The following is a 12098-nucleotide window of genomic DNA, read 5'->3' on the forward strand; positions in this document are numbered from 1 at the left end:
TCAGTAAAAAGGTCATTGCCATGCGTTTGATAAACCGCCATCCGGATCGTGCCGGTCGCCTGATTCTGGTGATCCTGCCGTTCGCCCTGTTGCTGTTCGCCTACTTCATGGGCTCGGCCACCCGGCTTGCGGAAAACCCCACTGATAAGCTGCTGCCCAGCGCGGTGCAGATGGCCGATGCGGTCAAACGCATGGCGTTTGTTGCCGATACCCGCAGCGGCGACTACCTGCTGTGGCAGGACACGGCATCGAGCCTGCAGCGTCTGGCCATCGGCCTGGGGATCAGCGCGCTGTTGGGCCTGTGTCTGGGCATCGCAGCGGGCATCCTGCCGTTGTGCGGCGCAACGCTGTCGCCCTTGCTGACGGTACTGTCGATGGTGCCGCCGCTGGCCATTCTGCCGATTCTGTTCATCGTGTTCGGCCTTGGCGAGTTGTCGAAGGTGATGCTGATCGTGATCGGTATCACACCGATTCTGGCCCGTGATCTGGAACAGCGTGCCCGGGAAATTCCGGTCGAGCTGCTGATCAAGGCGCAGACCCTCGGTGCCTCGACCTGGACACTGATCCTGCGGGTGGTCCTGCCGCAGTTGCTGCCGCGTCTGCTGATTGCCCTGCGGCTGGTGCTGGGTTCGGCGTGGCTGTTCCTGATCGCCGCCGAGGCCATCGCCTCTACTGACGGTCTGGGTTACCGGATCTTTCTGGTCCGCCGCTACCTGGCGATGGACGTGATTCTGCCGTATGTGGTGTGGATCACCCTGCTTGCCTGGCTGATGGACTGGGGCCTCAAAGCCCTGACCCGACGCGCCTTTCCCTGGTACGAAGGAGCGCGGACATGAGCTTTATCTGTGTGCGCAATGTCTGGCAACAATACGACGATCAGGTGGTGCTTGAAGGCCTGAATCTGGACGTGGCAGAAGGCGAGTTCTGCACGCTGGTCGGCGCATCGGGCTGTGGCAAATCGACTTTTCTGCGCCTGCTGCTGGGTCAGGAAACGCCGAGCCGTGGTCTGATCACGCTGGACGGCCAGGCCCTGCGCAATGAGCCGGACGCCAGCCGTGGCGTGGTGTTTCAGCGCTATTCAGTGTTCCCGCATCTGTCGGTGCTGGACAACGTGGCGCTGGGTCTGGAGCTGCCCCGCTCGGCGTGGCTGGGCCGACTGTTCGGCCAGGCAAAAAGCGAGGCGCGCGAGCACGCTGCGCAACTGCTCGGCAAGGTTGGCCTGGGGCATGCGCTGGATAAGCACCCCACGCAATTGTCCGGCGGCATGCAACAGCGTCTGGCCATTGCTCAGGCACTGATCATGAAACCCCGCGTGCTGCTGCTGGACGAGCCCTTCGGCGCGCTCGACCCCGGCATTCGCAAAGACATGCACCACTTGCTGCTGGACCTGTGGCGCGAAACGAAGCTGACCGTGTTCATGGTCACTCACGACCTGTCCGAAGGTTTCAACCTCGGCACCCGCCTGCTGGTGTTCGACAAGGTCCGCCACGACCCGCACGAACCCGGCGCGTATGGCGCGCGCATCACTTACGACATCCCCCTCAACAGCGAACGCCGCGCCGAACGCGCCGCCATCGATTCGCTGCTCAACGTTTCAGAGGAGCCCGTTCAATGACTGACTCAACCACGCTGTACCCGGTTTTCGCCGAAGAGATGCTGCCCGGTGGCGGCCATCGTTCGTTCATCCTCAAGCGCGGCGAACTGCTGCGCCTGACCGACCTGCACGGCAACGCCAACGTCAGCCTGACGCTGCTCAACGCTCACGAAAAAACCGAGCGGCTGAACCTGCCCGACAGCCTCAAATGCCAACACACCGCCAGGTTGAGCAACGGCCATTGCCTGTATTCGGACATGGGCCGTGTGCTGGCGGCCATCGTCACTGACACTTGCGGCTGGAGCGACAGCATTGGCGGTGTGCTCAACGCTCAGGAAGTCGCTGAAAAATACGGCCAGGGCCGCTATCAGGAATTGCGCAACGGCTTCTTTCGCAATGGCGTCGATAACCTGCTGGTCGAGCTGGGCAAATGGGGGCTGGGGCTGTCCGACCTGCTGATGACCCTCAACCTGTTCAGCCGTGTTGATGTCGATGAAGCAGGAGCGCTGCATTTCGCGCCGAACAACTCGAAAGCCGGGGACTACATCGAACTCTACGCACCAATGGACACGCTGGTGGTGCTGACCGCGCTGCAACACCCTATGGACCCAAACCCGGAATATGCCCCGCAACCGCTGAAGCTCAGCTGGATGAAAGCCGACGCCAGCGTTGCCGAGCACTGCCGCACCTCGCGCCCGGAAAACGAGCGCGGCTTCATCAACACCGACCGCCTGTTCGCCTGAGGAGCCCTGTCATGAATTCACACACTCACATTTGCTGCGACGCAACCATACCGGCAGGCGAGCCGTTCCTGGCCGAAGTCAAGGCCGGGCAGACCGTGCGCATACTCGATCTGCAAGGCAACCAGGCGGTCGATACGCTGTTTTTCAGCCTGAGCAACCCGCGTGAACGCTACGACGTACAACGCACCTTGCGCCGCCAGAACAGCGTGTACCTGACCACCGGCAGTGTGCTGTTTTCCAATCTCGGCCAACCGATGCTGACCATTGTCGATGACACCTGCGGACGCCACGACACGCTCGGTGGCGCATGCGCACAAGAGAGCAACACCGTGCGCTACGCCCTGGAAAAACGCTACATGCACAGCTGCCGCGACAACTACCTGCGCGCCTGCCTGCACGACGGGCGTCTGACCAAGGCCGACATCGGTCCGAACATCAATTTCTTCATGAACGTACCGGTGACAGCCGAAGGCGGCCTGACCTTCGAAGACGGTATTTCCGCACCCGGCAAGTACGTTGAACTGCGCGCTGAAATGGACGTGATCGTGCTGATTTCCAACTGTCCGCAGCTCAACAACCCCTGCAATGGCTACAACCCGACGCCTGCGCAGCTGTTGATTCGCGACTGACCCGGCACCTGCCCTCAGCAACGGACGACCGTTGCGTAGATTGATCAATAGCGGGACGGCCCGCTTCCCATCACGAAACCGAGCGCGACTGGGTTTCCGGGGTTATGCCATGTTCGACAAACTGCTGATCGCCAACCGTGGCGCCATTGCCTGCCGCATCCTGCGGACCCTGCGTACCTTGCAGGTCAAGGGCGTGGCGGTGTATTCCGAAGCCGACGCTGCCAGCCTGCACCTGATGCAGGCCGACGAAGCCCACAGCCTGGGCGAAGGTGGCGCAGCCGGAACCTATCTGGCGGTGGACAAGATCCTCGCTATTGCCAAAGCCAGCGGCGCCAAAGCCATTCATCCCGGCTACGGGTTCCTCTCCGAAAACGCCGCGTTCGCTCAAGCCTGCGAAGACGCCGGTATCGCCTTCGTCGGGCCAACGCCCGAGCAACTGCGCGTATTCGGCCTCAAGCACACTGCTCGCGCACTGGCCAGACAGCATGGCGTGCCCATGCTCGAAGGCACCGAACTGCTCGACAGCCTTGAATCAGCCATCGCTGCGGCCCGCACCATCGGCTATCCGGTCATGCTCAAGAGCACGGCAGGCGGTGGCGGGATCGGCATGCGAGTGTGCCGCAGCGCTGAAGAACTGGCCGACTCGTTCGAGGCGGTGAAGCGCCTTGGCCAGAACAATTTCAGCGACGCGGGTGTGTTCATCGAGAAATACATCCAGCGTGCCCGCCATCTGGAAGTGCAGGTGTTTGGTGACGGTCAGGGCGAGGTGCTGGCCCTGGGCGTGCGTGACTGCTCGGTGCAACGCCGCAACCAGAAAGTGCTGGAAGAAACCCCGGCCCCCAACCTGCCCGACGGCATGGCCGAGGAACTTTGCGCGGCAGCCATCAAACTCGCCAGAGCGGTCAATTACCGCAGCGCAGGCACCGTCGAATTCGTCTTCGACAGCGAGGATCAGCGCTTCTACTTTCTGGAAGTGAATACACGTCTGCAGGTCGAACACGGCGTCACCGAGCAGGTGTGGGGTGTCGATCTGGTCAGCTGGATGGTGCAACTGGCTGCCGGAGACCTGCCGCCGCTGGAGCAATTGCAAGCCGGCCTGAAACGGTCCGGCCATGCCATTCAGGCACGGCTGTATGCTGAAGATCCGGGCCGTGACTTCCAGCCCTGCCCCGGCCTGCTGACGGCGGTGAATTTTCCGCCTGCCGATGGCCATGCACTGCGCATCGACACCTGGGTTGAAGCGGGCTGCGAGATACCGCCGTACTTTGACCCGATGATCGCCAAGCTGATCAGTTGGGCGCCGACCCGCGAGCAGGCCAGCGCCGGGCTGATCGATGCGCTGAACGAGACGCGCCTTTACGGGGTCGAGACCAATCGCGACTACCTGCGCCAGATTATTGCCGACACGCCGTTCGCCAGCGGCCAGCCATGGACCCGCTGCCTGGAAGGTCTGGTGTATCACGCTGACACGTTCGAGGTGTTGAGCGGCGGCACGCAAACCAGCGTTCAGGATTATCCGGGACGACTGGGCTACTGGGCGGTCGGTGTACCGCCATCCGGTCCGATGGACAGCCGCGCGTTGCGCCAGGGCAATGGCCTGCTGGGCAATGCCGAAGGATGCGCTGCACTGGAAATCACCATGAGCGGGCCGTTGCTGCGCTTCAATACCGATGCAGTGATCGCAGTAACCGGTGCGCAGATCCCGATCGCGCTCGATGGCGAACCCTGCGCAATGAACACCGCGCTGCTGGTGCGCGCAGGCTCGACCCTTGCGCTGGGCACCATTGTCGGTGCTGGCGTACGCAGCTACCTGTGCGTGCGTGGCGGGCTGGACGTGCCGGATTATCTGGGCAGCAAAAGCACCTTTACCCTCGGTCAGTTCGGCGGGCATGGCGGGCGGGCGTTGCGTGCCGGTGATGTGCTGCACATTGCGCCGTTGCTGGATCGTAGCGCGGGCCAGTGGATTGCCGATGACGCACTTGAAGCGCTGCCTGACATTCGCCGGATAAGGGTCATTTACGGCCCTCATGCTGCGCCGGAATACTTCACTGAAGCATACATCGAGACGTTTTTTGCAACCGACTGGGAAGTGCATTTCAACTCCAGCCGTACCGGCGTGCGCCTGATCGGCCCGAAACCCGAATGGGTCCGCGCTGACGGTGGCGAGGCAGGTCTGCACCCGTCCAATATTCACGACAACCCCTATGCGATCGGCGCGGTGGATTTCACCGGCGATATGCCCGTGATCCTCGGCCCGGACGGACCGAGCCTGGGTGGGTTCGTGTGCCCGGTAACCATTATCGAAGCGGACTTGTGGCAGCTGGGGCAGTTGAAGGCTGGAGACAAGGTCCGGTTTCATCCGGTGAGTGTCGAGGCATGTCATGCAGCGATGAATTCAACGATGGACCCACGTGGGAGCGAGCTTGCTCGCGAAAGCGATATTCCACACGCAGAAAATACATCGGCTGTACCGACCTCTTCGCGAGCAAGCTCACTCCCACAAGGCACCGCAAACTCCTGTGAAAGCGAAGTTGTCCGCATAGAGGATCTGCCCTCCCCGATCATTCTCGACATCGGTCAGGACGATAAACGCCTGGTCGCACGCCTGTCCGGCGATACCCATCTGCTGCTGGAAATCGGTGCGCCAGAGCTGGATCTGGTGCTGCGCCTGCGCGGCCATGCCTTGATGCTGGCGCTGGAGGCCAAGCAACTGGAGGGCGTGATTGACCTGACGCCAGGTATTCGTTCGCTGCAAGTCCATTACCGCCCCGAACAACTGCCGCTCCGGCAATTGCTCGACATCGTCGCCGGAGAGTGGGACGCAGTGTGCGCAGCGAAAGACCTGCAAGTGGCGTCGCGCATCGTCCATCTGCCCTTGTCCTGGGATGACCCGGCCTGTCAGCTGGCCATCGAGAAGTACATGACCACCGTGCGCAAGGACGCACCGTGGTGCCCGAGCAACCTGGAGTTCATCCGGCGCATCAACGACCTGCCCAATCTTGACGAGGTGCAGCGTACGGTGTTCGACGCCAGTTATCTGGTCATGGGGCTGGGCGATGTGTACCTCGGCGCACCGGTCGCCACGCCTCTGGACCCGCGTCATCGATTAGTGACCACCAAGTACAACCCGGCGCGCACCTGGACCGCCGAGAATTCGGTCGGCATCGGTGGCGCCTACATGTGTGTGTACGGCATGGAAGGCCCCGGCGGCTATCAATTCGTCGGACGCACGCTGCAGATGTGGAATCGCTACCGCGCCGTTGCCGCCTTCGAGGGCAAGCCATGGCTGCTGCGCTTTTTCGACCAGATCCGCTTCTACCCGGTCAGCGCCGACGAATTGCTACGCATCCGTCGCGATTTCCCGCTGGGCCGCTTCGATCTGAACATCGAACACAGCACCTTGAACATGGCTGACTACCAGGCCTTCCTGACCCGCGAAGCCGAAGGCATCACGGCATTCCGTGCTCAGCAACAGTCCGCGTTCAACGCCGAACGCGAACGCTGGATCGCCAACGGCCAGGCCGACTTCCAGAGCGATGAAGGCGTCGCCCCAAACACCGAAGAACTGCCTCTGCAAACAGGTCAGCAAGGCGTCGACAGCCATATCGCAGGCAATCTCTGGCAGGTCCAGGTGCAACCCGGCGAGCGTGTCGAAGCGGGTGATGTGCTGGTGATTCTGGAGTCCATGAAAATGGAAATCCCCCTGCTCGCGCCGGTCGCAGGAGTGGTGCAGGAAGTCCGGGTGCAACCCGGCTCGGCAGTACGCGCAGGGCAACGGGTGGTGGTGCTGGCAGCAGACTGAACCCATCAATTTTTCACTTTCAATGGAATCGCGTCATGAACGACACAGCACTGCCCAATGACCTGCGCCTGGATACTGTACGCACTGCCTACCTGTCCGGCCAGATTTCCCCACGCCAGCTGATTCTGGCGCTACGGGAAAAAGCCGCAACGCTCAACGCGGATTATCACCTGTTCATTCACCTGCTCAGCCCGGCTGAACTGGAGCCTTATCTGGCCGCGCTGGAAAATCGCGATGTTCAAAGCCTGCCACTGTATGGCGTGCCCTTCGCGATCAAGGACAACATTGATCTGGCCGCCATTGCGACCACCGCTGCCTGCCCGGCGTACGCCTACACCCCAGAGCGCTCGGCGACCATCGTCGAGCAATTGATCGCGCTGGGGGCGGTGCCCATGGGCAAGACCAATCTGGACCAGTTCGCCACCGGCCTGAATGGCAGCCGCTCGCCCTATGGCGCCTGCCCTAACAGTGTCTTGAAAGAGTACCCGTCCGGCGGCTCAAGTTCCGGCTCGTCACTGGCCGTCGCGCTGGGGGTCAGTAGCTTTTCGCTGGGCACCGACACGGCGGGGTCGGGCCGTGTGCCCGCAGCGTTGAACAATCTGGTGGGGCTGAAAGCCAGCAAGGGGCTGATTTCCACCGCTGGTGTCGTACCTGCTTGCCGTACGCAGGATTGCGTGTCGATCTTTACTGCCACAGCAAGGGAGGCCAGCCAGTTGCTGGGGCTGGTTGCCACGCTTGATCCGCACGATGAATACAGCCGACGCAACCCGCAGTGGAATGACGTTTCGGCTTTCGGCGCACCTCGGCCGTTTCGCTTCGGCGTACCGCGCGCTGAAGATCTGGAATTCTTTGGTTGTACCGAAGGACCGAGGCTGTTCAGCGCGGCCATCGCCCATCTCACTGCGCTGGGCGGCGAAGCTGTCACCGTAGACCTGTCGCCGTTTCTCGAAGCTGCGCGGCTGCTGTATGAGGGCCCGTGGGTGGCAGAGCGCTACAGCGTAGCCGGACAATTAATGGAAGAGCATCCCGACGCGGTATTACCAGTGATTCGCGACGTGCTGGCCAAAGCACCCCAGGTCAGCGGGGTCGATACGTTTCGCGCGCAATACCGTTTGCAGGCGCTCAAGGCGATTTGCGATCGGGCGCTTGAAGGGCTGGATTGTGTGGTAACGCCGAGCATCGGCCGCCCGGTAACGTCAGCAGAACTGGCTGCGGAGCCGGTGCTGCGCAATTCTGAGCTGGGCTATTACACGAACTTCGTCAACCTGCTCGACTACGCCGCTATCGCCGTGCCCAGCGCATTCATGAGCAACGGCCTGCCGTGGGGCATTACGTTGTTCGGACGGGCATTCACCGATCAATACCTGCTCAGCCTGGCCGATGCTTTCCAGCGGCACACCGACTTGCCTTTGATCGGCGGTGAAGCATCTCGATTGCCCGCGCCGAAGACCGCAGCAGGTAACGATATGGCCCGGTTGGTGGTCTGCGGCGCGCATCTGAACGGACTGGCGTTGAACTGGCAGCTCAAGCGACGCGGTGCCCGCTTGCTGGAGTCCACACACAGCTCAGCCGACTATAAGTTGTTCGCGCTGGCCGGTGGCCCGCCATTTCGTCCAGGCATGGTACGGGTGGCCGAAGACGGTGTGGCCATTGAGGTGGAAGTCTGGGAGTTGCCCAGTGTCGAGCTGGGTTCGTTTCTGACCGGCATTCCGGCACCGTTGGGCCTGGGTAAGGTGCAACTGGCCGATGGTCGCTGGGAGACCGGGTTTATCTGTGAAGCCTACGGCCTGACAGGTGCTCGCGACATCAGCCATCTCGGCGGCTGGCGTGCCCACTTGCAACAGATGTAAGCGAAAAGGCGGCATGCTCTGACATGCCGCCCTGTCTGAAACGGCTCTGTTGCCTAGAAGGCTCTGCCACTACTACATAGTTATGTCATGTTCGGATGGCCTTGCCGACATAGTGCGCATCCACTCACTTCGACCAGCCGTCATGAACCACATCTGGAGTCCGCTTCGCCAGGACACCCTCTTTCACGCCTCATCGTTTCTGCTGGAACAGCCAAGCGTTCTGCTGCCAGAGTACAGTCACAACCGACACGATACGCTCAATGCCTCGGCGCCCTTTACCCTGCCTGCGCTCCGGTTTCCATCCCGTGAACAGCCACTGCCGCCGCTGGCCGAGAAGCACGATACGCAAGCGACGCGAAATACGACCACACGCATCGAGCGCACGCTCGACGCACTGCGCAAAAGCCCGGGCTTCGAGCTGATCGCCAACTCGGCCTTGCTCCTTGAAGCCTGCCAGCTGGATATGGACTTCCCGCCGACTCGAAAACACTATGTCCGCCAACAACTCATCATGCTGCTCGAACAAAAGACCGGCAAGACGCTGGACCCGGACACGCTGCGGATAACGTTCAGCACGCAGACCCTGCCCGCACTGAACGACGAGGGGCATGAGCGTTACAGCATTGCCCTGTCGCTGACCAACGTGGCGTTGGCGATCTTCGATCCGGAACAGTTCGTGGCGCTGTATCGCAGTGAAATCATCGACACGCCCTTGTCCGAGGAAACCCCGTTACTGAGCGCAAGGCAGGTGCTCAAGTGGATCAGCGAGACACCGCTGGATCGAGACTACAGCATGGCTCTGGAGGCTTTCAGGACACGGCATACAGTCACCTGCCGCACCTTGTCGCGGTTGGGTTTTCTGGATGCGCTGGCTCACCGGTTCTTCCACGGGCACATCAGCCGCGACGGCTATTTCCTGACGCTGGACGCCCTGGGGCTCAGCGATTTCCCTGCTGACGTAGCGACACTGGAACAGAGCGGTCGCGGTGAGAAATCCGAGGTTCGAATCTTGTCACTCAACGGCGAAACGGTACCGGGCATTTTTCAGGTCAGGTCGAAAACCACCTCCCATTGTTTCATTCACATACTGAGTGCCAAGGGCAACGTCATCGAATACATCAGCGATGATCCGGACCAGATGACCAACAGGCTGCTGGCGGCCCTGAATGCCTCAAAGCTCTATGGCTACGCCTTGCATGCGCTTGATCAGGGCGCAGGCATCGTTGCCAGCGCGCCGCTGCTCGCAGAAGACGTTTTTACCGAACTGACCCAGGCATCATTCGCCGAGACACAGCTCAACAGCCAGAACATCGACCTGCTCAAGACGGTATCGCGCAGCCTCAAGCTGGCCGGGGCGGTAGACCTCTGGCAGACCAACCCTGCTCTTCTGGAACACATCCCCTCGGCCTCCAGAATGGCTGCACAAATCATGGCGACTTATCTGCTGGAACATCACGGTCTGACGCTCAACCCTGACCACGTGTTCATCGCCTATCTACCCGGTAACTCGATCAGCCCGCTGGGCGGAGCCCGCAATCCAGCCACGCATGTTCATACGCCCGATGAAAAACCGATCAGCCTGAGCGAAGCGCTGGTGATCAACTACAGGGTCGATTATCCCGAGGGCTATATTGATCACGACGGTATTACAGAGGTCTTTCTCGACACCACCGGCCAGGGCGTACGCGCTCAGGGCCAGAGTTTGGCGATCACGCCGCAGGCACTTGAAGACTATATCAAGGCATTCGATTTCCTGAGCTGGATGACCACACGTATTCAAGCGTTCTGGGGACAACAAAAAGAAGCCATCGAACAGGCACTCAAATCAGCCTTTATCCATCAGGCGCTGATCAGCCTGAAGCGCGGTAGCCTCAAACGCAGCGGTTTCGATCAAGTCGTTGAAGCGCTCGCCCCTTCTGCGCCCAATCACTGGCTGGTACTTGGCTTCTTCGTTCAAGGCTCGCTGATCGACGGCATGGAATATCAATACACCGGGCTGTTGATACTTGAGCAACCCGGTAAACCGAAGGTGCTCTATCAGCCTGGGTATCCCGAAGCCTTTATCGAGTTTTCGGACGACGATGCACTTGAACGCTATCTGAACCTGAAGACCGCCCAACCGGACTGGCGTGAAGCCGTGATGCGCTACGTTCCCGTGCGCCACCACCAACGTCTGCACTACCTGTTCAAGCTATGGGCCGGCGTTCAGGCACCAGGCCCGCCCGTCTCCATACTGCGCCCGTGGACGGATGCACTGTACAACCCTGACACTCGAAAAGCCCTGCACCACTCATTGTGTGAAAAAAAACTGGAGGGCTCGCCGTTCGATTATCTGCATCAACTCATGAAACAGAATTCGCTGGCTGATGCACAGGAGCAGATCGTGACCTGCGAACAGGTTTCGCTGGCGTACTGGACAGACCGTCTACACCATTTACAGCGTTTGCTGGTGCCCATGTCTCTGTTGCTGACACCGGCGTTTTTAGCGTCGCTGGCAGCGGATGTCGGCCTTACTGCACTGAGCGTTGCCTCCGCGAATTTGCCGGGCAGTCGTTACGCAGAAAAGAATCAGGCGCTGCTGGCAACATTATCGCTGGGCTTGTTACAGCTTGGGCCGCAGACACCGAGACTACTGCGCACACTGACCAAAATAGTCAAACCTGCCGCTCATACAGCGGGGGCGTCTTTAGCGTTGTCCGGTGGCTCACGAGGCTCCAGCCGTTTAGGCGCGCGGCCATTAAAACCGCGCCAGACACGACTGGAAAAATTCTTTCATACCGACGCCCTGCTAAAACGCTGGACTATCACTGGCATAGTATCGCCCGCTTTGTTGCCGGTTCATGCCTGGAAGCTGGGCCGTCGTTTCCTGCTCTGGACGTCGGACAGAGGTCAGGCGCGGACACTGGTGGTCAGCACCCACGGGTACTACACGCCGTGGGCTACGACAGTGAAGATCCCCAACGGCACGGAGATCCGCACCTATGCGCCGCATGGTTATGAATTGGTCGACCCCAAATTGCACCGTATCGTCAACAAGAATGCCCGGCCGTTTGCCATTTCCAATACAAAGGAAAATATCCTGATGTATTCAGTAGCCGCGCATGAGCCATTGTTGATGACTGACAAGATACTCGCGGGCACGTCGTTGCCTGGCAGGCTGAAGAACTACAGCCTGTCCAAGTTCCAGACAGCCAGTTACGAAACCTATGACGATATTGCACGGGTGGTAGGCAACTCGAACGCATCGCCCCTCAAGGGCTGGTTACCGCCAACGCCAATGGATGTACTGACGGTACGCAACCGCTTCGGCAAGGCGCCCCCTTCGTTGAGCGACCTGTTCCACAGCCTGTCGACACAGGGCATTCATTACGACAGGGTGTTGCTGGTGCACTGCCGATGCGCAGCAATATCTGCACTGTTGCGCCGCGCACCGGTTTATCATCCCCCTGCAACATAGCCAATTGGCAGAAGCGCCTGAAC

7 protein-coding genes are annotated in these 12098 nt (G+C 60.5%); all 7 read left to right on the forward strand.

From position 1 onward, the window contains the following. The first annotated feature begins 20 nt into the window (after positions 1 to 20). The 7 genes from AO068_RS07865 (at position 21) to AO068_RS07895 (ending at position 12075) form a co-directional block, all read left to right on the forward strand. Positions 21 to 836 (forward strand): ABC transporter permease, encoded by an 816-nt coding sequence (locus tag AO068_RS07865; RefSeq protein WP_058408056.1) that lies wholly within the window; start codon positions 21 to 23, stop codon positions 834 to 836. Further along, positions 833 to 1615: an ABC transporter ATP-binding protein gene (locus AO068_RS07870; protein WP_058408057.1), complete on the forward strand. Its 783-nt coding sequence runs from the start codon at positions 833 to 835 to the stop codon at positions 1613 to 1615. Before AO068_RS07865 ends, AO068_RS07870 begins: the two co-directional genes overlap by 4 nt. Beyond that, positions 1612 to 2337, forward strand: a complete 726-nt coding sequence (locus AO068_RS07875) for an urea amidolyase associated protein UAAP1 (protein ID WP_057401535.1) — start codon at positions 1612 to 1614, stop codon at positions 2335 to 2337. Before AO068_RS07870 ends, AO068_RS07875 begins: the two co-directional genes overlap by 4 nt. 11 nt (positions 2338 to 2348) lie before the next feature. After that, the gene (locus AO068_RS07880; protein WP_058408058.1) at positions 2349 to 2966 is read left to right on the forward strand and encodes an urea amidolyase associated protein UAAP2; all 618 of its coding nucleotides are present in this window, start codon (positions 2349 to 2351) and stop codon (positions 2964 to 2966) included. Between the two features lie 109 nt (positions 2967 to 3075). Next, positions 3076 to 6768 carry an urea carboxylase gene (gene uca / locus AO068_RS07885; RefSeq protein ID WP_058408059.1) on the forward strand — a complete coding sequence of 1231 codons (3693 nt, stop codon included), beginning with the start codon at positions 3076 to 3078 and terminating at the stop codon, positions 6766 to 6768. Positions 6769 to 6803: 35 nt separating this feature from the next. Next, on the forward strand, positions 6804 to 8618 hold the full coding sequence (atzF, locus tag AO068_RS07890; RefSeq protein ID WP_058408060.1) for an allophanate hydrolase: 1815 nt from the start codon (positions 6804 to 6806) through the stop codon (positions 8616 to 8618). A gap of 142 nt (positions 8619 to 8760) precedes the next feature. Beyond that, positions 8761 to 12075 (forward strand): dermonecrotic toxin domain-containing protein, encoded by a 3315-nt coding sequence (locus AO068_RS07895; RefSeq protein WP_058408061.1) that lies wholly within the window; start codon positions 8761 to 8763, stop codon positions 12073 to 12075. Positions 12076 to 12098 lie beyond the last annotated feature (23 nt).

This window comes from Pseudomonas sp. ICMP 3272 (genome assembly GCF_001466905.1).
GTDB lineage: Bacteria > Pseudomonadota > Gammaproteobacteria > Pseudomonadales > Pseudomonadaceae > Aquipseudomonas > Aquipseudomonas amygdali.

What these genes read in the sequence shown, in the direction of transcription:
- AO068_RS07895 (WP_058408061.1), top strand. Translation starts at nt 8,761, where the DNA reads ATGAACCACATCTGGAGTCCGCTTCGCCAGGACACCCTCTTTCACGCC.
- AO068_RS07865 (WP_058408056.1), top strand. Translation starts at nt 21, where the DNA reads ATGCGTTTGATAAACCGCCATCCGGATCGTGCCGGTCGCCTGATTCTG.
- AO068_RS07875 (WP_057401535.1), top strand. Translation starts at nt 1,612, where the DNA reads ATGACTGACTCAACCACGCTGTACCCGGTTTTCGCCGAAGAGATGCTG.
- AO068_RS07880 (WP_058408058.1), top strand. Translation starts at nt 2,349, where the DNA reads ATGAATTCACACACTCACATTTGCTGCGACGCAACCATACCGGCAGGC.
- AO068_RS07870 (WP_058408057.1), top strand. Translation starts at nt 833, where the DNA reads ATGAGCTTTATCTGTGTGCGCAATGTCTGGCAACAATACGACGATCAG.
- atzF (WP_058408060.1), top strand. Translation starts at nt 6,804, where the DNA reads ATGAACGACACAGCACTGCCCAATGACCTGCGCCTGGATACTGTACGC.
- uca (WP_058408059.1), top strand. Translation starts at nt 3,076, where the DNA reads ATGTTCGACAAACTGCTGATCGCCAACCGTGGCGCCATTGCCTGCCGC.